This window comes from Methanoculleus methanifontis (assembly GCF_030464365.1).
Lineage (GTDB): Archaea > Halobacteriota > Methanomicrobia > Methanomicrobiales > Methanoculleaceae > Methanoculleus > Methanoculleus methanifontis.
In genome coordinates, this window is sequence record NZ_VCYI01000005.1 from 65,455 (window position 1) to 92,037 (window position 26,583).

The following is a 26,583-nucleotide window of genomic DNA, read 5'->3' on the forward strand; positions in this document are numbered from 1 at the left end:
GCCACAACCCCTCTCCCGTTTCACGACCGGGCCGGTGTGCCGTCCGCTTCCCGGAGCAGGAATACAAACGCTGCCCCTTCCTCAGGATGGCCGGGCACCCGGTCTTCCACCCAGATCCGGCCGCCGTAGCGGTCGATCAGGATCTGCACGAGATACAGCCCAAGACCCTCACCCACGCCCCGTTGCTGCTTCTCGTAGCGGTGAAAGATCTCCTCTTTCTGGTCGTCCGGGACGCCCCGGCCGGTATCCGCGACCGTCACCCGGACAAACCCTTCCTCCGCCGCCTCGACACGGACGGTCACGGCGACGCCGGGGCCGCCGTGCTTGACGGCGTTGCCAATCAGGTTCGTAAAGACCTCGCAGAGGAGGTCGTCGGCAACGATCTTGCGCGACGTGCCCTCGTAGTGGATGGAGACGGCCGGGAAATGATCAACCTCAGCCAAAATGACCGCATCGAGGTCGGTCGGCCGGAGCGCGGGCGATCCAGCGTGAATCCGCCGAATCTTGGAGACAAGGCCGAGGATCTCGACGCTCTTTGCTATGCTGCGCTTCAGGTTTGCCGCGTATCCGGCCGCCTCGCCCTTCACGGAGTCGACGAGCAGGTCAGCATAGAGGTTCGAGACGTTCTCGGTGTTCCCGATGTCGTGGGTCAGGATATCGAGGTAGAGGTTCGCCTCCCGGTGAGCGGAGGTAAGATCCCGGTGTACCCGGGCGAGCTCCGTCTCAGCCTCCTTTCGCCCGGTGACGTCGCGGATGCTGCCGCCCCGGTAAAGCGGCCGACCGCCGGGATCGCGGATCACCATGAGGTGGTCTTCAAGCCAGCGGTACTCTCCGTTTTTCGCCCGGAACCGGTATACGAGGAGTCCTCTCCCCGAGGAGGCAGCGGTGTTCAGTTCCGCCTTGACCGCCGGGCGATCGTCGGGATGAACGCGCTCCATGACCTCCTCAAGGTTCATCACAGCCATCTCCTCCGGGGTGAAGCCGAGAATCTCCTCGATGGTCGGACTCACGTAGTCGTAACGGTCGGCCTGGAGGTTGCGCCGGTAGGCCGCGTCGAGCGAGTTCTCAAGAACCGCCCTGAACCGTTCTTCACTCTCGCGCAGGGCATCCTCCGCCCGTTTGCGCTCCGAATCGTCGTAGACATAACCCTGGACCTCGAGCAACTCGCCGTCCGCGCTGAAATATCCGACTATATTTTCTACAACGTGAATGCGCGTCCCATCCCGGCGCTTCCGGATCCGGCCCTCGTTTTCGACTTTCCTGTCCCTTTGCAGGCGTGCCAGGAGCGTCTCCCGGTCACGGCGATCTTCATAGAGCTCCAGGATACTGGTGCCCAGTGCGCCTTCTATGGAAGCAAACCCGAACATCCTGACGAACGCCGGGTTGCAGGCGAGTATCCGGCCATCCGCAGTGGTGAGGAAGTCCCCGGTGAGATCGTCCTCGAAGAGGCGCCGGTAACGTTTCTCGCTCTCCTGCAGACCGTCCTTTACGGACTGCAACGTAGCGTTATCGCGCCGGAGCAGCTCATTCTCGGCCAGAAGGCGGGCCATGCGTTCATGAACCGCCCGCTCCGGCGCTGCAGCGCGTGACGCACTCTCTGGGTTCTCTGAATGTGCCACCATCCAAACTCCCGTGACCGTTGTACTGCTGATAGTCAATTTCTCGTTTGTCTGAACTGTATTAATGCTACCTCCCGGCGGCCGCCCGCACGAACCAGGAGAAGGACGGGGCTATAACGAGTATCTTATGCTCGTACGACCAACGTGAATACGTTGCAGCCTGCAGGGGAAAGCATGAGGTTTGAGGAGATCAACGGCAACATCTTCTACAACGGGGACTGCATCGCGGGGGCAAGAGCACACATTCCCGACGGCTCGATCGACCTGATCGTCACCGACCCCCCTTACGGCATCAACGGTGACCGGCTGCACCAGCACTACAACCGTGACGAAGCGTTCGTCGTTGACGGCTACATCGAGGTTCCCGCATCCGATTACGGGGAGTTCAGCAGAGACTGGGTCCGCGAAGCCGAACGGATATTAAGGCCGGGCGGGTCGATCTACATCGTCTCGGGCTACACGAACCTCTACCACATCCTCCACGCGCTGCGCGGGACACACCTCCGTGAGGTCAACCATATCATCTGGCGTTACAACTTCGGCGTCTACACGAGCAGAAAGTACGTCTCTTCCCACTACCACATCCTCTTCTACGAAAAGCCGGGCGGCGAGCGGACGTTTAACCTGGAATCGCGCTACGGGGCCGGGGAGCGGGGGCCGGACAACGGGTCGCTGAACTACCGCGACCGCGAAGACGTCTGGTGCATCAACCGCGAGTACAAACCGGGGCAGGCGAAGAACAAGAACGAATTGCCGACGGAACTGCTCGTAAAGATGATCCAGTACAGCAGCAACGAGGGCGATCTCGTCTGCGATATGTTCCTCGGCGGATTTACGACGGCAAAGGTGGCTATCGGCCTCAACCGCCGGGCGACCAGGTTCGAGGTCTCAAGGCAGGTCTTCGACCTGAAGATCGCAGAACTGCAGGACACCTCGCCGGGCTGCCTGCTCCCCACGCTCCGGACACCCCGGACCGGGGAGCCGGCGAACCGGGGCAAACCCTGGACGGACGCCGACCGCGACATTCTGGTCTCCCGGTTCGCCGCGCTCATCGCGTCCGGCGAGACGAAGAAGAGGGCGGTCGAGATCCTGGGAAGAGAACTCGGCCGGGGCCGGTGGGCAATCGAGAAGATGCTGAAAAAACGGTTCGGTTGAAATGCTTTCCACAATCTCTGGATAGTACCCGATTACCAGTAGAAGTTAGTGACGTGGCCTCACGCGAAGGCGCGAAGTCTGGATAGGCACTGATGGACTCCTTCGCATTATTCGCGTCTTCGCGTGAATCGGTGACGTATAGATAATCCGGAGGTGATTCGCCCTCCGAGGGGGTGGTTTAACAAAGCCCAAAAGCAGGGTGCTCGGACGGGCGGCAACGGTGCCTGAAACCAATGCAGGGTACAGACAACGCTAATGCCCTTCAAGCCCAACCTCTCTTCCAGCATTCATCCCGATGAGAAGAGACTGATGGCAACACCCACCGCACGACCGTTCCTCAAGTGGGCAGGCGGCAAGGCGCAACTGCTCGATGCGTTCACCGCGAGAGTTCCGCGGGAACTCACCGAGGGAACCCTTCCGGTCTTTGTCGAACCGTTCATGGGGGGTGGGGCGGTCTATTTTCACTTCAACAGCACCTTTGCGTTCAGGGAGTGCCACCTCTTCGATATCAACGAGGACCTTGTCCTCGCATACACCGTCGTAAAAAACAACGTCTCCAGCCTCATCGAGTATCTCCGCGACGTCGAAGACGAGTTTCTCGCAAAAGACGATTCCGGGCGGAAGGACTACTACTACACTATTCGGGATGCGTTCAACCGCGAGAGAGAGGAGATCGATTTTACCAGGTACGGCGACGCGTGGGTCGAACGGGCAGGACGGTTCATCTTCCTCAACAGGACGTGCTTCAACGGCCTCTACCGGGTGAACTCCCGGGGCGGGTTCAACGTCCCGTTCGGCAGGTACAAAACGCCAAAGATCCTGCATGAAAAGGTTCTTTCAGCCGACTCGCTCGCGTTCCGGAACACGACCATCCATCTCGGCGACTTCATGCAGGCGGAGCCGTACATCGCGGAGGACACCTTCGTCTACTTCGACCCGCCCTACCGGCCGCTGAACCGGACGTCGTCGTTCACGCAGTACTCGAAGAACAGGTTCTCCGACGAAGAGCAGAGGCGTCTGGCGGAGTTTTACGCACGCTGCGACGCAAAAGGGGCGAGGCTGATGCTGAGCAACTCCGATCCGAGAAACGTCGACCCGGACGACACGTTCTTCGACGACCTCTACGCCGGGTATCGTATCGACCGGGTTCCGGCGAGGCGGGCAATCAATTGCGATGGGACGAAACGGGGAGAGGTTCACGAGATCATCGTCATGAACTACCCGCCGGCGTGATCGCGGGAACCCGAACCGTCCCAAAACTATAAGGTTTCGCCGGGGTATGCGGCGCTCATGACGTTTCAGGAGATCAACGACGACCTCTGGGAGATCGTCCGTAGACACCTCCCGCCCCAAAAACCCCATATCGGCAGACCCCGGCGCGATCCCCGGAACCTCTTCAACGGGGTCCTCTACGTTCTCACCACCGGGTGCGCCTGGAGCGACGTCCCGGCAAAATACGGGACGAAATCGACGGTGCACCGCTACCACCTCGAACTCTGCAGGCGGGGGGCGTACCAGGCGATCTTCCTCGATCTCCTCGGGTCGGGCTACGAGTTCCGGAAAAAAGAGAGCACCGCGGCGGATCTCGCGGCTTCCACAGCGTAGAATATGTGGTTCCAACCGCCTGCGGAATAGCGTGACGTTCAGTATTCCACAGATCTCTTCGCGTTCTTCGCGGCTCGCACCTGCGGTGCTCATGCTCCGGGCCGGATGGAACGTCGCGGCTCGCACCTGCGGTGCTCATGCTCCGGGCCGGATGGAACGTCGCGGCTCGCACCTGCGGTGCTCATGCTCCGGGCCGGATGGAACGTCGCGGCTCGCACCTGCGGTGCTCATGCTCCGGTTCTAACGAACCATCGCACTTCGAAGACCTTCGGTCTTCTCAAGCTCCGGATGCCCCATCCGTCGCACTTCGCGGCTTCGCGCTCTTCGCGCTCTTCGCGTGAGATCTCGGCACTACGCCTACCGTCACCTCACGCGAAGGCGCGAAGAACGCGAACTCCGGTGTCCAGGTGTTACCAACCCCTCGATACCGAATTGTACGAAGCCGCATTGCTCAGTGCCGGGCACCGAAATTAGTGAATCACTGAGACTTCAAACCCAGAAGGGGGTGCATCGCCTATCCTCGGGTGACGTATCCGGATCGGACACCCTCTAAAACTCTCCCGCCACCACCACGAAGAGGTCGCCCCGCGGTGCCGGGGGCTGTGCCGCCGTCCCGACGGCGATCCGTTCAGCCGGGTAGCCGAGGTCCTCGCAGACGGCAACCCGGGTCTGGGCCATGAGGGCGGCCGCGAGCGCCCCGACATCGAAGGCCGGGTCAGCGATGAGGAAGACAACCTTCCCCCGGATGACCTCCTCCCGCGCCTCCGCTATCGCCCGGGCGTGATCCTTCCCGTGGGCGGAGACGACCGCGGCCCGCGCCAGCGGAACCTTCAGGCGGGCGAACGCGACCTGAAGTGAGGATATCCCGGGAACCACATCGCCCGGGAGATAACCGAGCCCCGCAAGCATCGGGTCCCCCGTCGAGAGGACGACCGCATGATCGGGGAGGGAGCGGAGACCCCGGTAATCCTTAATCTCGTAAACCTCAGATCCCGGCGGGATGGCGTCGCGGGCAAGCGCGATCGCCCGTGCTGAGCCGTAGACGAGCGTCGCACACGCGATGACGCTTGCCGCCTCCGCAGTCAGCATGCCGGGACCGCAGCCCACCCCGACGATCTTCACGGCGACTCCCCGATGATCCGGCCGTCGCGGTCAACGATCACGACCCTGATGTGAGGGTAGCGGGCACGGAACGCTGCAAGTTCCCGGCGGACCGTCTCCTCCCAGAGCGGGGTCGCCGAGAGTTCCTCTACCGTCGCGCACCCGCTTCCCTCGAGAACGTCAGGGTTCATGAACTTCAGGATCAGGCCGGGCAGCCCGCAGATGACCGCATCGCCGTCGACCGCCCGGAGTGCCTCCTCGAGTCTGTTCCCGACCAGAATCGCCTCATGGTCCGGGAAGAGGAGACGGGAGTAGCGCAGGCCGAGCCGGCCGGTCGTCAACACGACCGCTCCGGGAACCCGGGCGATACGGTCGATCACCCCCTCCGTCACGTGGTCGTCCCAGGGCTCCACGAACCCGGTCGTCCCGAGGACGGATATCCCCCCATGCACCCCTACCCGGGGATTCAGCGTCTTCTGCGCCACCTCCGCCCCCCGGGGGATGGTGAGGATGACCGTCGTCCCGGATAGGTCCGCCTCCTCCACCGCCTCGTCGATGGAGCGCCGGATGCAGTCGAGCGCCGGATCGCTGATCGCGGGCGTCCCCCGCAGGTGGCGGGGCGTGTCGCGGGCGAAACTCCCGATACCCTCGCCGGGAACAAACTGGACGCCGCCCGAGAGGGAGGGGGCCGCCATCGCGATGAACTCAAGCCCCCCGGTCACATCCGCGGTGTAGTCCCCGGCGTCCTTGCGGCAGGACGCCTGCCCACGGTAGCCGTCGACCGGGAGCCGAACCGCGATGCCGCAGGGGAGGGTGACGTCCACCTCTCGAACAGTCTCGCAGGCGAGCGAGAGAACCGCAGCCTTACAGGCCGCGGCCGCCGTCGTCCCGGTCGAAAAACCCCGGCGGAGGATTGTTCCCGATGCGGTCAGGACTGCAAGACCGCGCCGGACGTCGTCGAGAAGGTCCGGGGAGCGGCAGGCCGCCACCCATGCCCCGGGATACTCGAAGTCAGTAACCGGGTCCCGCATGACCTTCACGCTCAGCAAGAATCGTGATGATCTCGTTTATCGCTGCTACCGCGACCGGCGTCCCGCCCCGGGTGCCGGCGTTCGAGACCGACGGGACGTCGAAGGCGCGGAGTTCCTCCTTCGACTCCGCAGCGTTCACGAACCCCACCGGGGTTCCGACGACCAGTGCCGGCCGGACTCCTTCCCGGATCAGGTCGCAGACGACGAGAAGCGCCGAAGGAGCGTTCCCGATCACCACCACCGCCCCTTCCAGCCGGTCGCGCAGGGCGAGAAATCCCGCCGAGGTCCGGGTGATCCCGCGCTCGCGGGCGATCTCCTCGCCGTAGTCGAGGGCGCAGAAGACCTCGCTTGCGTGCCCGCGTTTCAGGATGCCCGCCTGCACCATCCGGATATCGACAACGATGGGTGCCCGCCGGGCAAGCGCGGCAACCCCGGCCTCGGCAGGATCACCGCAAAAGCGCATCAGGTCGGCCATCGCGAAGTCACCGACCGCGACCGAGCACCGCTGCCGGATCCGGTCCTCGAGTGTGGCGTTCCCCACCTGCTCACGGGCCAGGTTCCGGCTCGTGCTCGCTATCGCGTAGGCCTCCGGCGTGACCGCCGCAAGGTCAGTATACGTATTTCCGGTGGTATCCCCGGGGCGTGATGATTCCTCTTGCACCATTCTCATCCCTCCAGATCCTCGTCTCTTCTCCGCCGACAAAGACGATCGAATGCATGTCCACGAAGGCGAAGTGATCGTCAAACTCCCCAAGCGTCGTGATCAGCCGTTCCTCCCCCTCCCGGTAGGCGTTTTTGATAACACCGACCGGCGTCGTGTCCGGGAGGTGGCGCCGGGCAGTCGCGACCGCCGCATCAAGGTTGTGCGGCCTTCCTCTTGAACGGGGGTTGTAGAGGACGACCGGCACCCGCATCCGGAACGCGAGGTCGAGCCTCCGCTCGATCTCCTCCCAGGGGGTCAGGAGATCCGAGAGGCTCATCGTGACGTAGTCGCCCGAGAGCGGCGAACCGAGCCGTGCCGCCGCCGAGACCGCGGCCGTGATCCCGGGGACGACCTCGACCGTGACTGGCGAGCCCGACCGTTCCGCCACCTCAAGCACGATGCTCGCCATCCCGTAGACCCCGGCGTCGCCGCCGCTCACCATCGCGACGACGCGGTCGCGCGCGAGGTCGAGCGCTTTTGCCGCCCGGTCGACCTCCTTGCCCATGCTGCTCCGGACGACCTCTTTTCCGGCGAGCATCGGCTCGACGAGATCGAGGTAGAACCCGTTGCCGATAACACAATCGGCCTCGCCGAGGGCTTTTAAGGCCCGGGGCGTCATCTGCAGCAGGTTACCAGGACCGGTGCCGACGATGTAGAGTCTTCCTCCGCTATCGTGCGATTGCAACAGTGACACATCCATACGTCTGTTTGACAAGAACCAGTTCTTTTCGCTTCGCGATCGCGAGAGCCGCAGGTTCCGCGACCCCGGCGAGCCCTATGAGGGAGGCACGCGAGGGCGACGGGGCCGCCTCCTCATTAACCGTATCATCGTCTAAGAAGACGAGGTTGCCGCCGAGTTCCGCGACGCCATCAATGAGCCCCGTCTCGCTGCGCTTCTTTATGGTCGTCGCGTAGACGAGCACCTCAACAGGCGCGATCCCGGCAAGTCCGAGTGCCCTCCGGACAGCAGCCGTCACCTCGGCCGCGCCGACGCCCTTTTTGCACCCGACGCCGACGACGTAATCGCCCTCCCGGACGAGGAGGGAGACGGCCGGGCCAGCGACGACGATCCCGGGGCCGGTGACGGCATAGAGGGGCACGTCACCGTCCAGCATCGCGGCGTTCACCGCCCGGGTGGAGTCGCGGTTCACGACATCGCAGCCTTTCTGGGCGGCAAGCCCCTCGACCGACTCCCGCCCCCGGGTCTCGGTCGCGGTCGTGATCACCGGTTCTATCCCGAGAGCGGCGAGTTCCCGGGCAAGGTCGTTTCCGCCGTGGTGCCCGCCGACGACCGGGACGGCGTAGCGGAGATCCGGGCCGACCACCACCACCGTCGGGTCGCGCCACTTGTCGGTGAGGAGGGGCGCGACCCCCCGGACGGCGATCCCGGCCGACATCACGGCGACGACCCGGCCGTAGCCGGCAAACGCCGCCCGGAAGGCGTCCGGGCCGTAAGGAAGGACGTCGGCACCGAGAGCATCCGCAATCCTGCGGGCGTCGGGGAGGAACCGCTCGAGCGCGATCACGACAGTCCCGGTCATGAGTAGAGGACCGACCTCCCGAACCCGGACGTTGCCCCTTCAACGGCCTTCCCGATGATGATCAGCGCCGTCCGCTCGATCCCGGCCGCCCGGGCCTTTGCCGCGATGTCGGCCACCGTGCCCCGGACGACCTTCTGGTCGGGCCAGGAAGCGTGGTAGACGACCGCTGCCGGGGTCTCCGGCGGGCACTCCGCCCGGGCGAGAACCTCTTCCATCCGTTCGGTCCCGAGGAAGACCACCATCGTCTGCTCGAGCCGGGAGAACTCGGGGATCAGATCGGTCTCAAGCGTCGCCCCTGCCGGGCGGGTGACGACCAGGCTCTCGGAGACGTCGCGGAGGGTGAACTGGGTCTTTAAGGCCGCAGCGGCCGCAAAAAGCGACGAGACCCCCGGGACAATCTCAGCCTCGATCCCGCGCCGCTCGAGTTCCGCCATCTGCTCGACGATAGCGCCGTAGAGCGCCGGATCGCCGGAATGGAGCCGGACGACGAGTTTGCCGGCCCGGACGTGCTCCTCGACGGCGTCCACGATCTCCGGAAGCGTCATCCCCCAGCTGTCGAGCCTCACGCCCGCGCCGGACTCCGCGACAAGCTCCGGGTTCACGAGCGAACCCGCGTAGATGAGGACGTCCGCCCGGCGGAGGAGATCCATCCCCCGGACGGTGATGAGATCGGTCGCCCCCGGCCCCGCACCCACGATGTAGAACTTATGCATGCGGCCGCCTCGCAAAGAGGATCGAGAAGTAGTCGCTCATCTCGGGGAGATCACCCCCCCGGTAGACCCGCTGCTCCGGCATGAACATCCGCTCGACGAGGACGAACTCCGAGTAGCCCTCTTCCGAGAGAGAGGCCGCGAGCGCCGCCGGCTTCCTGACTTTCATGAAGATCCGCGATTCCGGCCCGTTCCCGTCCGAGACGAGGAAACCCCCGGCCACCGGAACGTTTGCGACCGACGCAAACGCGGTGATGGAACTGATCCCGGGCTCGGTCGCGAACGTGATCTCCGGGTGGCGCTTAGAAATCACCTCGCAGAGCCGTGAGAAGGTCGAGTAGAAGTTCGGGTCGCCGATGATCCCGAATACCGCAAGGCCGCTTCCGGCGTGCGGCGCAATCCGGTCGGCATTCTCTTCCATGCACGTTCGGATGTAATCCTCGTCGTTCGTCATCGGGAAGTTGAGGACGACGGCATCGGGGCGGTACGGCCGCACCAGGTCAAAGGCAAGGTTTCCGGGGACAAAGACCGCCTCTGCATCGCCTAGAAGCCTGACCGCCCGCAGGGTCAGGAGTTCCGGGTCGCCGGGCCCGAGCCCCACGCCTACGAGCATCCGGCACCCCCGACGACGATGTAAACGGGGTTGATGGGTTTGAACATCACCCCGCCGGCGATCCCGGCCGACCGCGAGACCTGGAGGTGGACCGCCTCAACGAAGATCCCGAGGCGCTGCATGCTTGCTATCGCTTCGTAAAGCGTCCCGACCATCACTGCGTTCACGACGATCTTCCCCCGCACCTGGTCGGCGAGGAGACCGAGGACCTCCGGCAGGCGGCGGGACCCGCCGACGAAGGCGGCGTCGAGCCGGCCGATGTCGGCAAGCACGTCTACCGCGTCGCCCTCGAAGAACTCGATGTTGCCTCTGCCGGCGCGAGCGGCTTCGGCCCGGGCATACGCGACCGCCTCCGGCCGCCTGTCGATCGCGTAGACCCGTTCCGCCGTCTCCGATACAGCGACGGCGATCTTTCCCGTCCCGCACCCGATATCGGCCACCCGGTCGCCCGGACGGATGCCGAGTTTTGCGAGCGAGACGGTCATGACCTCGTCCTGTGTCGGCCCACCCTTCAATCCCATAGCATTCACGTTACCCTAATTAATTTGTGTTAACTTCTATAAAATAGCGTAGTGACTGCCTTACCGACCGGGTCGGGGCGGCCCGGAACGGCGGGCCATAGATTTGGCGTCAGGAGCGGAGAATCTGGTGCTGCAACTCGCACGAGGAGCATAAAGGTTTTTGCGACGACGACGACATTATGAGTACAATGCTCAGGATAAACCGAGACAAGTGTGGATATTGCGGCACCTGCGTTGCAGTCTGTCCCGAGGACGCGCTCGAGCTGATCGACGCCTACCTCAGCCTTGAGCGGGAGTGCATCGGCTGCGGGATCTGCGCGCGGGCGTGCCCGCTTGGAGCACTGGAGGTCGTCCATGAAGAGTAGTTACGATATCCTCGTCATCGGAGGCGGCCCCGCCGGCGCTCTTGCCGCGAAGACGGCAGCAGAAGCCGGGAACTCGGTCTGCCTCATCGAGAAGCGCCCTGCCATCGGCACGCCCGTCCGGTGCGCGGAGGGAATCGGGAAAGAACTCTTAAAAGAGTTCGTCAAACCCGATCCCCGCTGGATCTCCGCCGATATCGAGAGTGCCCGGATCATCGCCCCGAACGGCACCGCCATCCGCCTCGATCAAGCCCAGGCGGGAAACGAGGTCGGCTACGTCCTCGACCGGAAGGTCTTTGACCGGGAACTCGTCTGGCAGGCGGCCGAGGCCGGAGCGGACGTCATCGTCAAGACCCGGGCGACCGTGCCGATCATGGAGAACGGAGCGGTCCGGGGCGCGAAGGTGCTCTCCGCCGGCGTCCCGGCAGATATCCGGGCCGAGGTCGTCATCGCCGCAGACGGCACGGAGGCACAGTTCGCCCGCCGGGCCGGTCTCGACACCACCGTTCCCCTCCGGGAGATGATGAGCTGCGCTCAGTACGTGATGACGGATATCGATATCAACGCGGGTTGCACCGACTTCTTCCTGGGCAACGAGATCGCGCCCGAAGGCTACCTCTGGATCTTCCCAAAGGGTAATAGGACGGCAAACGTCGGGATCGGTATCTCCGGCCGGAAAAGCCGGGAAGGAACCCGGGCAAAGGACTACCTTGATCGGTTTGTCGCAAAGAACTTCCCCAACGGAAAGACGATCGAGGCGATCGCGGGGGGGGTTCCCGTCTGCCGGCCGCTTCCCTGCACGGTCGGTGATGGTCTTCTCGTCGCCGGCGACGCGGCGAGAGTCGTCGACCCCATCACCGGGGGCGGGATCGGGAACGCCATGTATACCGGACGGCTCGCCGCTCAGGTGGCCTCAAGGTGCATCGAGGCGGGCAACTGCTCAAAGGAGGCCATGATGCCCTACGACACGGAGTGGCGGGCATCAAAGATGGGCGCAGGCATCGAGCGGAACTACAAGGTCAAAGAGTACTTCGTCACGCTCGACGATGCAAAACTCAACGCCCTCGCGGACTCGATTGCAAGCATCAGCTTCAGTGAATTCTCGGTCCTGGCGCTTATCAAGGAACTGATCAAGCGGAACCCAAAACTGCTCCTCGAACTCAAAGCACTCAAAGATACGCTATCCTGAGCGTATCAACTGCTTGTTGAGGGTCTTTAAGGTCTCCCTCTCCGCCTCTTTTTTCGTGAACACCGTGATGACGTCGCCCGGCCGAATACGGACGGTGCCGCTCGGGATGATGAGATCGCCCCCGGCACGCCGGATGGCGATGAAGACGAAGTCCCGGACTTCGAGTTCGCGGATCTCGTGGTCGACGATGGGAGCGCCCTCGTCGGCGACGATCTCGAAGATGGTGCCGCCGGGGATCGAGGCGACCTGCTGGAGGTTCGGGCTCTTCGCCCAGTAGTAGAGCCGGGTCGCCACCAGCTCGTCGGGATTCTCGCTGATCCTCACCCCGACCTCGTTGAAGAGATCGGAGTGCTCTTTCTGGTTGACGATCGAGACGACGTTGCCGACGTCGTAGCGTTTCGCGAGCCAGCAGGTCATCAGGTTCACGGCGTCGTCGCTCGTCGTGGCGACCAGAGCGTCGGCCCGGTCGATCCCCGCATCCTCGAGCACCGATTTGTCGGTCGCGTTCCCGGTGATGGCGAGAACGTCGTAGTGCTCCAGGATGTCGCTCGCGCGTTCCTCGTCCTGGTCGATCACCACCACGGAGTCACCGGCGTTCACGGCGATCGCAGTCAAATTCCGGCCGATTCCGCCAAGGCCGACGATGATCGTGTACATCCATCTGGATTCAACCGTCAGCATTGAAATACCTTGCGAATAAACCAGCTTGTGTGATCTGCGGGGTTGACGAAGCGGGGAAAGGCTCGGTTCTCGGCCCGATGGTCGTCGCTGCCGTCGGGTGCTGTGAGATCGAGGACCTTGCGGCCCTTCCCATACGGGACTCGAAGGCGCTCCGGCCAAAACAGCGCGAGGAGCTCTACGAGATCCTTTTCCGCGATTTTTCAATAGCGATCGTCACCATCGACGCCGCCGGGATCGATGATGCCCGGAGCAAGATGAGCATGAACACTTGCGTAGCCGAGCTTCATGCCGAGGCGATCATGGGGCTCCAGCCGGAGTACGCCTATGTGGACGCCTGCGACGTGAACGCGGAACGCTACGGCCGGACGGTTGCGGGGCTCCTCGACTATCCCTGCGCGATCGTCGCCGAACACCACGCCGACGCCCGGCACAAGATCGTCGGTGCAGCAAGCGTCGTCGCGAAGGTCACCCGTGACCGGGCGATCCGGGAACTCAAGCAGCAGTACGGAACGATCGGGAGCGGCTACCCATCCGACCCGGCGACCATCGAGTTCCTCCGAAGTTACATTCGGGAACACGGGAGCCCGCCGGCCTGCGCCCGCCGGAGCTGGAAGACGGTCACGAACCTTTGCCAGACAACGATGCAGGATTTTTCATAACCAGGAAGGTTTTATGCCCCCCGCGTTCTAACCGTGAGTGATGAACTGGCTCCAGATACTCCTTCTCCTCGTCGCGGCATACCTTCTTATTGCCTATTACATCCGCGAACGGGGGCTGTTTAAGGATCACGTCATGTTCTTCGGCCCGATCCTCGCCATAAAGACCGAACGGGTCGGTTTCTTCGACTGGTTCCGGAAGTTCGGGACGATACTCCGGGCCTACGCGACGCTTGGCGTCTTGCTGGTTGTCGTCATTTCGGCCTTCATGACCCTCGCCCTGCTCGTCGCGGTTCCCCAGTATCTGGTGCATACCCCGGAGCCGACCGGGATCTACGACCCGAGAAACCTCCTCGCGATACCCGGTGTCAACGAGGCGATCCCGATCACCGCGGCCGTCTTCCTCGGCCTCCTCCTCACGATCGTCATCCACGAGTTCGGCCACGCCATCCTCGCCCGGGTCGAGGATATGCGGGTGCGGAGCATGGGTCTCCTCATCGCCGTCATCCCGATAGGAGCATTCGTCGAACCCGAAGAGGAGGACGTGGAAGCGGCGAAGGGGATGCCGAAGATCCGGATGTTCGGCGCCGGGATCACGAACAACATCGTCATCGGCCTCGCGTGCTTTGTGGTGATGTTCCTCCTCATGGGAATGGCGACGCCCCTTGCGGTTCCGCTTGTCCAGGGGGTCTACCAGGACTACCCGGCGGACGACGCGGGGCTCCCCGGCTACTCGGTCATCACGAACATAAACGGCGTTCCCGTGGCAAACCAGGAGGAGATCGCGGCGCTCATGGACGGGACACGGCCGGGAGAGGCGGTCACGCTGACGGCCGAGAAAGACGGGGTCGAGAATACCTATACACTCACCCTGGCCGAATGGCCGGAGGTGCTCGACGGTGATCAGGACTCGGGGTTCATGGGAGTCTACTACTACAGCGCTCCCGCGGTGAAAGAGCATATCGGGAATATTGCGGATCTCGGGCTTCTCGCACCCCTCTACCTGACGATAGCCCCGATCGACGCCTTCATCCAGGGCAACACACAGCAGCTCGGGATCCTGCTCACCGACACCCCCGAGCAGATGGCCTGGCAGGAACCGTTCCCCCTCTTCTGGGGCACGGTTCACCTTCTCTTCTGGACAGGGTGGTTCAACCTGCTGGTCGGGATGTTCAACGCCATACCGATCGTCCCGCTCGACGGCGGCTACATGATGAAGGAGGGCGTGGAACGGTTCTTCGAGCGCCGGGGCTGGTCTCAATACGCACAGAAGGTCGTCGCCTCGATCAGCGGCTTTGTGACGGTGATGCTGATCCTCCTCATCACGATGCCGATGATCGTCGCGGCGCTGCGATTCGTGCTGGCGATGGGATAACCCTTTTTTGCCCCCCTACCCGTCCAGGGCAGCGCAGAAGGGGCCATTAAGTATCTCAAGAACGAAGATCGCCATCAGGCGATGATATGATCCCCAATCCCGGAGCACCGCGGGCCTCAACATACTTTGATGCCGATGAGGTTCTTCAGACCCCCGACACAACCGATAGCCTGCAGGCCATCGTCACCCACGCCACCGATGCCATAGCGACCCATACCGCCAGTGTTGCAGACCCGTCGCCGCTAATAGGGGGATTCAATTTTCTCATGAGCATTGCGCTCATTTACGTTGCCGTATCGCTCATCAGCATTATATTCGGCAGACGCTGAAGACAGATTCGTTGCATCAAAAAAAAAGTCAGGGATGGTATCGGCACTCAGGCGCCGATCCACTCGAGCTCCGGAGCGGCGTCTGCCGACGTGATGCCGTACTGGACGACCGGCACCCACCGGTAGGCGTCCCCATCGGCACCCACCGTCCAGAAGGTGTAGTGCGCATTCGACAGGTCGCCGGCACCGTTCAGGTGCGCCGGCCCGAACAGGGGGCCGCCGGATTCCCCTGCGGTTCTCTCGAGTGCGGCCTTCAGCATGGCGGCATCCGTGGTATCGGTCTCTATCCGGGCCAGGGTGACGATCCAGAGCGCATCATAGGTCGCGAGGCCGTACCCGTCGGGATGCCGGCCGAGGAGCTCCCGCATCTTCTGGATGGTGGCCGTGTTCGACGCAACACTCTCCTGGTTCCAGAGCGCCGGGGAGGTAAACCGTGTCTGCTCCGCAAAGCGGGCGGGCTCGCCCGTCACCAGTTCATCGAGGAGGACGTTCCCGTCGCACCCGTACCACCGGATCTCCGGCAGGTTCTCTGTCGCGAGAGCCGCCTCCATGATCCTGTCCGCCTCGTCGAGGCTGACCAGGTAGACGGCGACGTTCTCTTTCCCGTGCACCGCGATCGCCTCGGCCACCCGGGCATCGAGGTCCGCCGCTATCGCGCTATACTCCTCCTGCTCCGGCGTATACCGGGCGCCGTCGAGAACCTTGCCGCCGCCTCTCACAAACGCCGCCGTCGTCAGTTTCTCCAGTTCGTCGCCCCAGACGTCGCCGCGCCAGACCGGCAGGATCACCGTTACTCCCTGCTCTCTCAGGTAGTACGCCATGACGTCGGCCTGGTAGGTGTCCGGCGGCACGAACCGGTAGACGTTGTCGCCCACAATCGCAAGCGACGGCGCCGTGCTCATGGTGCTGGCAATCAGGATCCCGTGCTCGTCGGCATACGTCCGGATCGCCTCCAGTTCGGCGCTGGTGCCGGGGCTGATAACAATTCTCGCCCCCTGCTTTTCAAGCGTCTGGAGTTTCGCGAGCGCGATCGCGGGATCGGCCTTTGTGTCCTCGACGATTATTCCGACACGGTGATCCGACCCGATCGAGACCAAGTAGTCGTTGATGTCCCCGGCCGCCACCTCGAGGGCGACCCGGCTCGCTTCCCCGCCCCCGGCGTAATCACCGGTGAGAGGCAGGAGGGCACCGACAACGATGTCCTGCACTGCCTCTCCCTGCTGTCCGGGACCGGCCTCTGTGCCGGTGCACCCGCAGGCGAAGACAACCGCTGCAAGAAGGGTAATCACGAATGCTGCTGAAACCTCTCTCATAGGATTTACTTTATGAGAAAAAGAATAATCATTTCGTTTTGAAGCGTAGACGCACGGCAGATTAGACCCGAAAATAGCCTTTCAGGAAATATTTCACCCGCAGGCATCGAAGGCCGCTCACGCCGAGCGCGTGCCCGACCGACGCGGATGGTGACGGGATGCGGTCGAGTCCAAAAACAGGCGAGGAACGGGGCTTACAGCCCCTCCTCGTCTCCCTTGCTGATCAGGTCCCGCGACTTCTTCTGCATCTCCACGCCGATGTCGGTATCGATGCTCTTGACCGCCTCCTCCGCGGTCCGGACCACGTCCCTGCCCGGAACCTCCCCGAGAATATCCTCCGGCGGGAGTTCCGTGCCTTCCGGAACTTCGGGTGCCTCGGTCGTGGCGCCGAGGTACTCCGCGGCCTGCTTCACGACGCTCGAGAGCTCGAACGGGAATATGATCTTCGTCGCCTGGCCCTCGGCCATCTTCTTCAAGGCGTCGAGGGAGAGGACGGTGATCGCCCGCCGGTCCAGCGGCCGGGCGCCGACCGAGAGGATGCGCAGCCCCTGCGCCTCGCCCTGCGCCTGCAGGATACGCGACAGCCGCTCACCCTCGGCCCGCAGGATCTTGCTCTGCCGCTCGCCCTCGGCCTCGAGGATAATACTCTGCCGGCTCCCCTCCGCCTTGAGGATCGCCGCCCGCTTCTCGCCGTCCGCACGGAGGATCGCCGCACGCCGCTCACGCTCGGCCGCGGTCTGCTCGGTCATCGCCTGCTTGACCGCACCCACCGGGTCGACCTCCTTGATCTCCACCCGCTCGACTTTGACGCCCCAGGCATCGGTCTCCCGGTCCAGGATGTCCCGGAGACGGGCGTTGATGACGTCCCGGTTGTAGAGGACCTCGTCGAGTTCCATGTCGCCGATGATCCCGCGCAGGCTCGTCTGCGCCAGCGCCACCGTCGCCGATCGGTAGTTCATCACCTCAAAGTAGGCCTTCTCGGGATCGATAATTCGGACATAGACAATCGCGTCGACGTTCGTCGGGGAGTTGTCCTTCGTGATCACCTCCTGCCGCGGGACGTCCATCACCTCTGTGCGGAGGTCGAGTTTCCTGACTACCGTGATCAGCGGGACGACCCACCGGAAACCGGGGTTCATCCTCCCGATGTAGCGTCCCAGACGGATCTGAAGTCCTTGTTCGTAGGGCTGTACGATCACCACGCCACGGGCGAAGATGATGATGATGACGATGATAAGAAAGACCGTGATAAGCCCGGTCCATGGAAATTCTCCGGTAAAAAGCATCTTAAACTACCTCCTTCACGACGACGTGCACCCCTTCGGAACGCACGACAATAACTTTTCTCCCGACCGGGATCTCTCCCGATTCAGATCGGGCGCTCCATTCCATGCTCCCCAGCCGCACCTTCCCCGTGAGCGTCTCCGCATCGACCGCTGCGACCACCGTCCCCTCGAGGCCGACAAGCGAGTCCCGGGAGAGGGTCGTCGGCGGTTCCTGACCTGGCGTGAGGCGGCCGTAGAGCCATACGGTGACCGAAGCCGCCACAATCGCAGCGAGGACCCCGACGACGAGACCCCAGGGAGACGTGAGGATGTCGACGCCGAGGAGGAGGAGAACCCCGAGAATGATCATGACCGTCGCGGGGACGGCGATGAAGAACCCGGGCTGGTAAACCTCCACCAGGAGCAGCACCGCCCCGAGGACGATCAGCATCCAGCCGAGAGTGATCCCCTCTGCAAGCATGCAGAGTGAGTTGGCTTTTGGCTATAAAAGCCTGCTGAAGGATGTTTTCAACCGAGATCCATCACCGGCGTGATCCGGGGCGGCACGGCGCGTTCGACCGTGAGCGGAACCCCGGCGGGCGGGGAGACCCGGATATGGAACTTCTCGCCGGGCGCAAGCGGCCGGGAGGGGTAGACGACCAGGTCGAACTGTTCCCCGGGCTCAAGGAGCGTGTCGTCGTCCGCCTGCATAAACGGGATCGTGTGCCCCATCCGGACGATCGTCCAGGTCCCGGGTGAAACCGGCGCTCCGGTAGTCCTTCCGAGGCGTTCAGTTCCTTCGGGGGTAGCGACCTCGACCGTGGCGCGGCCCATATCGACGCTCCCCATATCGCCGACGAAGAGACGGACGCTGCAGGAGACCGACCCCATGCGTGACGGGTCGGGCCGGTCGCAGACGAGGGCGACGCCGTCGACGGACCGTTCGCCAAGCGCGTAGCCGTAGACTTTCCCGGAGACCATCAGGCATTCCCCGGTCTCCTCGAGGGCTGTGTAGACGAGACCCCCTGGAGGGCCGGGGGGAGCGTTCAGGATGTGAACCGCACATATGGCAACCATGACCGCCACGACGCAGAGGATGGCCCCTTCGAGCGCCGTGAGACCACCGTCCGCCGAATCCACACTGGATCCCCACTGCAGAGGATATATACCCCAGCGTTACGTGCCCGGGCCGTACCGGGCAAAGAATGCCGGGGCGCCGAACGAGACCCAGGCACCGGCAGCGGCGGCCCGGAGGTACTGGAAGAGATAGGCAGCGAGAACGGCGTCTTGCGGGACGAAGAGCCCGAACCCGTACCAGATTACCCCGGCCACAGCGAGCCCGAAGATGTAGCGGAACAGACGCACCGATCCCTTCCCTCTCGCGCACATGCTCCCAGGATAGCGATCCGCCGCCGCACCGGCCGCAAACCCGAAGAAGAGCCCCGAGGCCGTGATCGCGTCCAGGATGTCGAGCGGGTGAACCGGCTCCCCGGAACGCTCAAGCGCCCCCGCCGCCCAGGAGGCGGGAACCTCCCAGTCCCCGAGGGCCGCAAGAGCACCAAACGAGGCCAGTGCCAGGGCAAGCGATCCTGCAAATGCGGCAAGCACCTGCCCTGAGAGGGGAAGGGCGGCGATCCGGCGGCCGACCGGTTTCTCGAGAGCAAGGAATCCGAGGAGGATGGCGACGCCGAACGCCCAGCCCGCGAGGACATCAGTCGGGAAGTGAACCCCAAGAACAACCCTTGATACACCGATGAAGAAGGCCATTCCGATGGCGAAGACGGTGAACCACTTCCACCGGGCGTCGGCAGCGAGCAAACCCCAGAACGACGCCGAGCCCTGAGCGTGCGCAGACGGCAGCCCGAACGACGGGTGACTTCCGAACGCCCTGACCTCCGGGCTGACCCAGTAGGGGCGGGGGAGGTGAAACGCGACCTTGAGGGCCTGGTTGAGCCCGCCGGATATCCCCATAAGGAGGGCCAGACGGAGTCCGAGGCGCGTGTCCCAGCACCAGTAGAGGACCGCGATGACGAGCAGGTATAACTCAGGCTCCCCGAGGAACGAGAAGAAGAGCATCGGCGCTTCGAGCCACGTCGCGTGGGTCTGGAGTGCCTGGATGAGAGCGAACTGGATATCCGTCATACGCTGCCTGCCGGTACCGCTTCCCGGAACCCGTGAAAGCGGTCGATTAAGATCTTCCGTTCATGACCGCTTCCGGGACGTGAATCGTGGGGAATGCGTCGAGGAGTTCCCGCGTCAGCTCGGCGCCGATCGACGGCTGGACGGACTCGAGCCAGAGGAAGAACCCCGCCATATGGGGCGTCCTTCGGCTCTCGAACTTGAACCCGCCCGTCTTGTTCGGCACCATCTTGAGGTAATCCTTCTTGTTCCGGGATCGCAGGTAGATGATCGGCCGGTACTCCGGGATATTCACGGCGAGGACAACCTTCGAGAACTGTTTCTGGATCGTATCCGGGTCGTAGGTCTTCCCCTTGATGCGGATGGGGTACCGGGCATCGAGCATCCGGACGGCGGAGGGGTAAAGTCCCCCGAAGAGGACTTTCTTCACGATCGGCGGGATCTCGTCCGGGGTGCCGAGTTCCCCGACGCCTTTCTTCGAGGTGACGGTGGAGATGATGCTCTGCAGCCGCTCGTCATGCAGTTTCTTGTAGTCGAACGGCCGGCGGGGCGGCATGTCCTTGATGGATATCAGTTTTTCGTGCTTGATCCGGCGGGTAGGACTCCTTTTTAAGTCCCGCTGCCGGATAAGGGCCTTCAAGTCCTCGCAGGTCGGGGTGGTGAGGAGAACGTTGTCGGGTTCCTTGAGGAGACGGCGGACGACCGCCGTCCGGGAGATATCGACCGAGGAGATGAGGAGGAACGGCACGGTAGGCTGCCCGTAGAGGTAGCCGAAGAGTTGTTTTTTGTAGCGGATCTCCGCCTCGAACTCTTTTAGGTCGGCAGGAGACGTGATGATCTCTCCAAACGTCAGCGCCCCGGTATGATCGACGAGCACAAGATCGACCTCGGCGAGATCCTGGCCGTTCCCCCGGACCTTGATATCCCCGATGTTTGAGTAGAAGAGCCCGTTCTGACCGAGTTGCGCACGCCGGACTTTGGCGGGCCCGTCGGCACCCCGGGCCACGACGGAGAGGATGAGGTCGGTCTGCAGAGAGAGATCAAGGATCATCTCGTAGACGATCGCCTCGAACCACCGCCCTTCAGCGGTTCGCATCTCAGGGATATCCTCTGAGAAGAGCTTTTTTCGATCCGCGGGGCGCAGGTGGCGCAGCGCTCTCATGATGATCGCCCGCGTCGGCTGGAGCGAGCTGAAGTTTTTGTCGAGCCACGTAATCATTTGCAACATTCGTTTCACACAGCCGGGTATTGTTATCGTATTGTGGACCGGATAGGGGTCAGAGCACTTCCTGACAGGGAAGTCTATCATTCTATGAGTGCTCATAGAGTTTCCGGTCTCCAGGACTATGAAATTACGCATGGTCTCAAAACCAGGGAGGGCGACCGGGGAGGGAAAAAGAGGAGAGTTTCGATGCCGTGCAGCGCCCGAATCAGACCGTCTTGATCGCTTCGTCGAGCGGCATTGCCGGCACGACGTGGGCAACCCCATACGAACTGAACGCCGTGGCTTCCCGTCCCCGGTGACCCCGTCACTCGTAGCGGAGCGCCTCGATGGGGTTCAACTGTGCCGCCTTCCACGAGGGGTAGAACCCGGCGATGACACTTGTTCCGATGCCGAACGCCATTGCGAAGGCGACATACCCGATCACCACGGAGACAGGAATCCCGGCCTCTCCGGAGACGGCGAAGTCGGCGAAGAGAACGCTTATGGAGGCAGAGGCATAGTAGGCGACCACCGCACTGATGGTGCCGCCGATGATGCTCCCCAGGATCCCGAGGATCAGGCTCTCGTAGAGGAACATCCGCAAAATCTCCCGTTTCCGCGCCCCGATGCTCCGCACCAGCCCGATCTCCGCCGTCCGCTCCGTGACCGATATGATCATGACGTTCAAGATGCTCACGCTCGCGACGAGGAGCGATACCCCGCCGATACCGAGGAGAAAGATGTTCATGGCGTCGAGAGTCTCGTAGTAGATCTCCAGGATTTCGCGTGAGTCCAGGACGTCCACGACCTCTCTCCTGCGGTTGATCTGCTGGTCGATGGAGGCCTTAACATCCTCGATTGCGGAGAGATCGCTGACCTTCACGATGACCTGGCTGTAGTCCTGGTCACCGTGCCGCTCCGTGTACCAGTCCTCCGTGACGATGACGGCGTAATCAGGATTGATATCGATGCCCATCCCCCGCTCCGCCGCGATCCCCACGACACGGACGCTCTCGCCCCCGATCTCGATGCGACTCCCGGGGTGTAGGTTAAGTTCATCGGCAAGGAGCGAACCCACCATCACCCCCGAAGACCTCCCCTGCGGATAGAGGCCTGCCTCCCATTCGAGCAGGAAGGGTATATCGGCTGCGGGCATGGCGTATATCGTCGCATAACCACTCGTATCCCGTACCTGCAGCCGATCCGATGCAAGGATCATTGGGACGACGCGGTGCTCTCCCGCGGCCCTCTCTATCAGTCCCACGTTCTTCGTGGAGATGCTTGCCGCAAGGGTGTTTCTGGGATCAAACGGGTCGCCGCTCGATGCTGCGCGGTGAGGAGTGACGAGCACGGTGTCGCTCACGTCCGAGACCATACCCCCGACGAGCGTCGAGAAACTGCTGCCCATGATACCGAGGGAGGCGATGGCGACGACACCGATGATGATGCCGACCGTTGCGAGAAACGAACGGACTTTGTGCCGCTTGAGGTTACGCACCGCGAGATTGATAAAGATCATATCCTGCCACCTCTATTTCTGCCTCATCGCATCGACCGGGGTGAGCTGCGACGCTTTCCACGCCGGATAGAACCCGGCGGCGATACTTGTTCCGATGCCGAACGCCATCCCGAAGACGATGAACCCGATCGCGCTCTGGTCGAAGAGCATGAGATTCTCGCCGAAGGTCGTCCCGGCCGTGGCGACCTCGATAAAGACGACGCTGATCAGGTAACCGAAGGCGGTGCTCAGAAGACCGCCGATGACGCTTCCGATGACCCCGAGGATCGCGGCCTCGTAGAGGAACATCCGGAGGATCTCCCGGCGCAACGCCCCGATGCCTCTCATGACGCCGATCTCGCGGATACGCTCGGTCACCGAGATGTACATGACGTTTAAGATGTTGACGGCGGCGATGACGAGGGCAATCCCGCCGATGCCGAGGAGGAATATCGTGATCTGGTCGTAGATCTCCTCATACTGCCCGAGCATCTCGCGCGAGTCGGACACGTCGACCACCTCCTCGCGCCGGTTGATCCGGCTCTCGATAGCCTCCTTTACGGTGTCGATCTCATCGACATCGCCCACCCGGACGATGACCAGCGGGTAGGAGTCTTCCGTCCCGAAATGGCTCTCGTACCAGCCGTCGGGGACGACGATCGCATAATCCGGGTTGATATCGAACCCCATCCCCCGCTCCGCAAGCACGCCCGCCACCCGGACGTCCTCGCCCCCGATCGCGATCCTTGAACCCGGGGCTATGCCGTACTCCCGGGCCAGGTGGGCCCCGACAAGCGCGCCCGCCTGGTTCTGCCGGAGGTGTTGCCCCTCCGCGATGGTCAGAAGAATGGGTATATCGTCCGGTGCGAGCCCGATGATCTGGGCATACCCGCTCTCGCCGCGGCCGAACTCAACCTCGTCCGCCCCCTGGAGCACCGGGATCGCCCGGTGCGGGTTTGCCGCGCGCCGGATCTCTTCGACCTCGCGGGCGGGGATGGCAGCGTCCACGACGGTCCTCGGGTCTCCGGCGAAGGTTCCGCCGATCGCGGTGTGCGGCGTGACCACGACGGTATCCCCGACGTCGGTGATGATGTTCGCGACGAGGAGGTTCATGCTGTTGCCCATGACGCCCATCGAAGCGATGGCGACGACACCGATGACGATCCCGATGATCGAGAGCGCCGAGCGTGCCCAGTGCCGCCGCAGGTTCCTTGCCGCGAACGAGAAGAACACTACGCCACCTTCCCGTCGACGAGGCGGATCGTGCGGTCGGCGTATTCGGTCATACGTGGGTCATGGGTCACCATGACGACGGTCTTGCCCTCCTCGCGGTTCATCCGCTCGAGGAGGGTCATGATCGCGGTGCCGGTCTTCGAGTCCAGGTTTCCGGTCGGTTCGTCACAGAGGAGGAAATCAGGGTCGTTCACGAGCGCTCTCGCGATCGCCACGCGCTGCTGCTGGCCACCGGAGAGCTCGCCCGGCTTATGGGTGAAGTGGGTCTTCTCGATCCCGACCGCCCGGAGGACTTCTTCCGCCCGTTCCCGGGTGCCGTTCTGCCGGCCCTTCAGGATCAGGGGATACTCGACATTCTCGACGATCGAGAGGAGCGGGATCAGGTTGAACTGCTGGAAGATGAACCCGATGTGATCCCGCCGCAGCAGGGTCAGGTCGTCATCGTCCATCCCGCCGATCCTCTTTTCGGCGATGGTGACCTCGCCCGAGGTCGGGACGTCGAGAGACCCCATGATGTTTAAGAGCGTCGACTTCCCCGACCCCGAGGGGCCCATGATCAGGACGAACTCCCCCTCCTCGATGGCGATATCGACACCGTCCAGCGCCACGACGTCGCCCGCCGGGAGGGGGTAGACCTTCGTCACGTTCTCGAAACTGATGACTGCCATCGTCGTTACGTCCGCTTCCAGAAGTAATAGATTGCCCCGCCGACCCCGAGCGCGACCAGCACCACGACAATGATCCCGGTGACCGGGAACCCGCCGTCTTCCCGCTCGTCGAGCGGGGCGGCTGCGTTACCGAGCCCGACCATCGTCGTCGCGGTGTAGCGGTTGCCGTCGTCGTCCCGGTACTCGACGACGACCGGGATCTCCGCCACACCGGCACCGGAGCGGAACGTAACCTCAAACGACGAAATGTCGTCGGGGTCGAGTGTCCCGACAACGTAGACCCGGAAGGGGTCGGTGGGCGTCGCGGGCGCGCCGGGGGTGATCAGCACCGACCGGGCGGATTCGAGGCCGGCGTTCGTGACGTCGCCCACGATCCGGTAGCCGCCGGCGATCGGCGTGACCTCGACGTTGGTGATGACAGGGTCGGCCTGCCGCTTGTCCTCGCCGAACGCGACCGGCAGCATCAGGTCGGCGGTGTGGGTGTTGATCCCGTTGCGCCAGACCACCTGGAACGTGACGTCCGTCTCCGCGGCCGGGGTCAGGTTAAAGGTGACCATCCCGGACGCATCAGGGGCAAGGGTGCCGATGAACCCCCCGGTCGGGGTTACGGCAAACCCGCTCCCCTGCGGGACGACCTGGACGCCGGACGCGGCGTTCGGTCGCGGGTTACCGACCCGGACGGTGATGTCGGCCGTCCGCGACGCGGAGAAGGCGTCCGGCTTCTCGATCACCGACGCGCTGAGCGGGGTGTTCTCGACCTGGACCGGAACCGGATAGCGCAGGCTGCCGGCGTCCCGGAAGTCGAGCACGAACTGGGGGTAGAACGTCCCCTCGCCCCCGTCCGCCCGGACGGTGAAGGTGAACGTCTTGCTGTTCCCGGCGCCGAGCTCCCCGACCGAGGGGTAGGGGTCGCTCAACGGCACGACCCCGCTGCCGTAGAGCCGGGCGCTCCGGATCGCCACGGTATCGGCACCGGTGTTCTGGATCACCACCGTCAGTGTCCCGGTGTCCCCTTTCATCAGGACCGGGGGATCGAGCGACGAGGAGACCACGGTGACGTCCGCAGGGGCGGCGCTGGCCACAGGCACAAGACTGCAGAGCAGAGCAAGCAGCCCCAGGAGGACCACCAGGCCGGGGTGCCCCTTCCTGCCTTCAGCCGACAGGCGTTTGCCGACCATCATTTCACTCCCTTCGTCATCATCTGTCTGTTATAGTCATTCGGATTCCGCACCGGGTGGCTCCCCCCTGAAGCAGCCGGTTCTCGTATGTCTTTCATACTAATGGGTACGGATAGACCGGAAATTTAGTATTCTCCCGTACATGAACGGGATTTATAACGAGGGGCGCCCCACGCAACGTATGCGCAAGATGATCATCGAGGTCTGCCTGAAGGATATGCTGAAGGGGCTGCTGATGGATGCACCCGCTACCGGCACCCGGGATCTCATCCAGGCGATGGAGCGGTTCATGGACGGGATCGAATCCATAAAACCCGTTGAGATGCTCAAAGTAGACCTTGAGCGGGGCGAGAAGGTGGTGGTCGCCGATATAACGATGAAAGAGGGATACACCATCGACGACATCGAATTCTCGGAAATTCTCGGATCCATCGAGGTGCTCAAGACCAAGGGTCGGACCCACACCTGTTTTGTGTGGTATGTTGTCCAGGACGGGTTTCTGCGGCAGAAAATGCACGAGTTCGCCCTGGATGTTATCTGGACCTCCTCCACGTACAAGCCCCACAACGTAATCGCCTACACCTGCATCGGCGACGCCGAGAACCTGAACAAAGTTCTCCGTCTTATGTCCACCTACGGCGAGGTCCGAAACGTTATCTTCGAGGAGGCCACTTTCTCCGAAAACCACCTCCTTTCGCAGCTCACGCCCCGGCAGAGAGACCTGTTGATCGCGGCGAACAGGTACGGTTACTACATGTATCCCCGAAAGATCAACAGCCAGCAACTGGCAGAAAAACTGGGCATCAGCAAAGCCACCGCGATAGAGCACCTGCGAAAGGCAGAGGCGCGGCTCATCTCCACGCTTCTTACCGGCTACTGACGGATTGCTTCAGG

Annotated in this window: 29 protein-coding genes; 9 read left to right on the forward strand and 20 right to left on the reverse strand. The window is 63.2% G+C overall.

The window, feature by feature from the left end:
* Positions 1–20 precede the first annotated feature (20 nt).
* A complete protein-coding gene (locus FGW20_RS05130; protein ID WP_301677018.1) occupies positions 21–1,622 on the reverse strand; it encodes a PAS domain-containing sensor histidine kinase in 1,602 nt (533 codons plus the stop codon).
* A 171-nt stretch (positions 1,623–1,793) separates the two neighbouring features.
* Between FGW20_RS05130 and FGW20_RS05135 the strand changes: the two genes are divergently transcribed.
* The 3 genes from FGW20_RS05135 (at position 1,794) to FGW20_RS05145 (ending at position 4,379) form a co-directional block, all read left to right on the forward strand.
* Positions 1,794–2,774 carry a DNA-methyltransferase gene (locus FGW20_RS05135; protein WP_301677019.1) on the forward strand — a complete coding sequence of 327 codons (981 nt, stop codon included), beginning with the start codon at positions 1,794–1,796 and terminating at the stop codon, positions 2,772–2,774.
* Positions 2,775–3,083: 309 nt separating this feature from the next.
* Entirely contained in the window at positions 3,084–4,007 is a 924-nt protein-coding gene (locus FGW20_RS05140; RefSeq protein WP_301677020.1) for a DNA adenine methylase, read from the forward strand.
* Positions 4,008–4,064: 57 nt separating this feature from the next.
* Entirely contained in the window at positions 4,065–4,379 is a 315-nt protein-coding gene (locus FGW20_RS05145) for a transposase (protein ID WP_301677021.1), read from the forward strand.
* A 549-nt stretch (positions 4,380–4,928) separates the two neighbouring features.
* Here the strand turns inward: FGW20_RS05145 and FGW20_RS05150 are convergent.
* From FGW20_RS05150 to cbiT, 8 genes are read right to left on the reverse strand one after another with little or no spacing between them, the layout of a single operon-like run.
* Entirely contained in the window at positions 4,929–5,501 is a 573-nt protein-coding gene (locus tag FGW20_RS05150) for a cobalt-precorrin-7 (C(5))-methyltransferase (protein ID WP_301677022.1), read from the reverse strand.
* Positions 5,498–6,511 (reverse strand): cobalt-precorrin-5B (C(1))-methyltransferase, encoded by a 1,014-nt coding sequence (locus FGW20_RS05155; RefSeq protein ID WP_301677104.1) that lies wholly within the window; start codon positions 6,509–6,511, stop codon positions 5,498–5,500. Before FGW20_RS05155 ends, FGW20_RS05150 begins: the two co-directional genes overlap by 4 nt.
* On the reverse strand, positions 6,492–7,172 hold the full coding sequence (locus FGW20_RS05160; protein WP_301677105.1) for a precorrin-8X methylmutase: 681 nt from the start codon (positions 7,170–7,172) through the stop codon (positions 6,492–6,494). The genes FGW20_RS05155 and FGW20_RS05160 overlap by 20 nt, the downstream gene beginning before the upstream one ends.
* Positions 7,120–7,914, reverse strand: coding sequence for a precorrin-3B C(17)-methyltransferase (cobJ, locus tag FGW20_RS05165; protein ID WP_301677023.1), 795 nt, complete (start codon positions 7,912–7,914; stop codon positions 7,120–7,122). The genes FGW20_RS05160 and cobJ overlap by 53 nt, the downstream gene beginning before the upstream one ends.
* Positions 7,883–8,755 (reverse strand): cobalt-precorrin 5A hydrolase, encoded by an 873-nt coding sequence (gene cbiG, locus FGW20_RS05170; protein WP_301677024.1) that lies wholly within the window; start codon positions 8,753–8,755, stop codon positions 7,883–7,885. The genes cobJ and cbiG overlap by 32 nt, the downstream gene beginning before the upstream one ends.
* Complete coding sequence (locus tag FGW20_RS05175) at positions 8,752–9,468, reverse strand: cobalt-precorrin-4/precorrin-4 C(11)-methyltransferase (RefSeq protein ID WP_301677025.1); 717 nt, start codon at positions 9,466–9,468, stop codon at positions 8,752–8,754. The genes cbiG and FGW20_RS05175 overlap by 4 nt, the downstream gene beginning before the upstream one ends.
* On the reverse strand, positions 9,461–10,078 hold the full coding sequence (locus FGW20_RS05180; RefSeq protein WP_301677026.1) for a cobalt-factor II C(20)-methyltransferase: 618 nt from the start codon (positions 10,076–10,078) through the stop codon (positions 9,461–9,463). The genes FGW20_RS05175 and FGW20_RS05180 overlap by 8 nt, the downstream gene beginning before the upstream one ends.
* A complete protein-coding gene (gene cbiT / locus FGW20_RS05185) occupies positions 10,069–10,599 on the reverse strand; it encodes a precorrin-6Y C5,15-methyltransferase (decarboxylating) subunit CbiT (protein ID WP_301677027.1) in 531 nt (176 codons plus the stop codon). The genes FGW20_RS05180 and cbiT overlap by 10 nt, the downstream gene beginning before the upstream one ends.
* A gap of 188 nt (positions 10,600–10,787) precedes the next feature.
* Here cbiT and FGW20_RS05190 point away from each other — a divergent pair, with 188 nt between their 5' ends.
* Positions 10,788–10,964, forward strand: a complete 177-nt coding sequence (locus tag FGW20_RS05190) for a 4Fe-4S binding protein (protein WP_301677028.1) — start codon at positions 10,788–10,790, stop codon at positions 10,962–10,964.
* The gene (locus FGW20_RS05195) at positions 10,954–12,150 is read left to right on the forward strand and encodes an NAD(P)/FAD-dependent oxidoreductase (protein WP_301677029.1); all 1,197 of its coding nucleotides are present in this window, start codon (positions 10,954–10,956) and stop codon (positions 12,148–12,150) included. Before FGW20_RS05190 ends, FGW20_RS05195 begins: the two co-directional genes overlap by 11 nt.
* Here FGW20_RS05195 and FGW20_RS05200 read toward each other — a convergent pair.
* The gene (locus tag FGW20_RS05200; RefSeq protein ID WP_301677030.1) at positions 12,142–12,807 is read right to left on the reverse strand and encodes a potassium channel family protein; all 666 of its coding nucleotides are present in this window, start codon (positions 12,805–12,807) and stop codon (positions 12,142–12,144) included. The genes FGW20_RS05195 and FGW20_RS05200 overlap by 9 nt on opposite strands.
* A gap of 53 nt (positions 12,808–12,860) precedes the next feature.
* On the opposite strand from FGW20_RS05200, the gene rnhB reads away from it, so the two are divergent.
* From rnhB to FGW20_RS05215, 3 genes are all read left to right on the forward strand, one after another.
* Complete coding sequence (gene rnhB, locus FGW20_RS05205; RefSeq protein ID WP_301677031.1) at positions 12,861–13,490, forward strand: ribonuclease HII; 630 nt, start codon at positions 12,861–12,863, stop codon at positions 13,488–13,490.
* Between the two features lie 40 nt (positions 13,491–13,530).
* Entirely contained in the window at positions 13,531–14,862 is a 1,332-nt protein-coding gene (locus FGW20_RS05210) for a site-2 protease family protein (RefSeq protein ID WP_301677032.1), read from the forward strand.
* Positions 14,863–14,948: 86 nt separating this feature from the next.
* Complete coding sequence (locus FGW20_RS05215; protein ID WP_301677033.1) at positions 14,949–15,191, forward strand: hypothetical protein; 243 nt, start codon at positions 14,949–14,951, stop codon at positions 15,189–15,191.
* Between the two features lie 47 nt (positions 15,192–15,238).
* Here FGW20_RS05215 and FGW20_RS05220 read toward each other — a convergent pair whose 3' ends face one another.
* From FGW20_RS05220 to FGW20_RS05265, 10 genes are all read right to left on the reverse strand, one after another.
* Positions 15,239–16,504 carry an ABC transporter substrate-binding protein gene (locus FGW20_RS05220; protein ID WP_301677034.1) on the reverse strand — a complete coding sequence of 422 codons (1,266 nt, stop codon included), beginning with the start codon at positions 16,502–16,504 and terminating at the stop codon, positions 15,239–15,241.
* Positions 16,505–16,698: 194 nt separating this feature from the next.
* Positions 16,699–17,790, reverse strand: a complete 1,092-nt coding sequence (locus tag FGW20_RS05225) for an SPFH domain-containing protein (protein WP_301677035.1) — start codon at positions 17,788–17,790, stop codon at positions 16,699–16,701.
* Between the two features lies 1 nt (position 17,791).
* A complete protein-coding gene (locus tag FGW20_RS05230) occupies positions 17,792–18,250 on the reverse strand; it encodes an NfeD family protein (protein ID WP_301677036.1) in 459 nt (152 codons plus the stop codon).
* 47 nt (positions 18,251–18,297) lie between these two features.
* Positions 18,298–18,909: a hypothetical protein gene (locus FGW20_RS05235; RefSeq protein ID WP_301677037.1), complete on the reverse strand. Its 612-nt coding sequence runs from the start codon at positions 18,907–18,909 to the stop codon at positions 18,298–18,300.
* Positions 18,910–18,945: 36 nt separating this feature from the next.
* Positions 18,946–19,911, reverse strand: coding sequence for a phosphatase PAP2 family protein (locus FGW20_RS05240; protein ID WP_301677038.1), 966 nt, complete (start codon positions 19,909–19,911; stop codon positions 18,946–18,948).
* Between the two features lie 46 nt (positions 19,912–19,957).
* Positions 19,958–21,127 (reverse strand): hypothetical protein, encoded by a 1,170-nt coding sequence (locus FGW20_RS05245; protein WP_301677039.1) that lies wholly within the window; start codon positions 21,125–21,127, stop codon positions 19,958–19,960.
* Positions 21,128–21,437: 310 nt separating this feature from the next.
* On the reverse strand, positions 21,438–22,631 hold the full coding sequence (locus tag FGW20_RS05250) for an ABC transporter permease (RefSeq protein ID WP_301677040.1): 1,194 nt from the start codon (positions 22,629–22,631) through the stop codon (positions 21,438–21,440).
* 12 nt (positions 22,632–22,643) lie between these two features.
* Positions 22,644–23,843, reverse strand: coding sequence for an ABC transporter permease (locus FGW20_RS05255; protein WP_301677041.1), 1,200 nt, complete (start codon positions 23,841–23,843; stop codon positions 22,644–22,646).
* Positions 23,843–24,511, reverse strand: coding sequence for an ABC transporter ATP-binding protein (locus tag FGW20_RS05260; RefSeq protein WP_301677042.1), 669 nt, complete (start codon positions 24,509–24,511; stop codon positions 23,843–23,845). Before FGW20_RS05260 ends, FGW20_RS05255 begins: the two co-directional genes overlap by 1 nt.
* Positions 24,512–24,516: 5 nt before the next feature.
* Positions 24,517–25,692 (reverse strand): COG1361 S-layer family protein, encoded by a 1,176-nt coding sequence (locus FGW20_RS05265; RefSeq protein WP_301677043.1) that lies wholly within the window; start codon positions 25,690–25,692, stop codon positions 24,517–24,519.
* Between the two features lie 178 nt (positions 25,693–25,870).
* Between FGW20_RS05265 and FGW20_RS05270 the strand changes: the two genes are divergently transcribed.
* Positions 25,871–26,569 carry a helix-turn-helix domain-containing protein gene (locus tag FGW20_RS05270; protein ID WP_301677044.1) on the forward strand — a complete coding sequence of 233 codons (699 nt, stop codon included), beginning with the start codon at positions 25,871–25,873 and terminating at the stop codon, positions 26,567–26,569.
* The last annotated feature ends 14 nt before the right edge of the window (positions 26,570–26,583 follow it).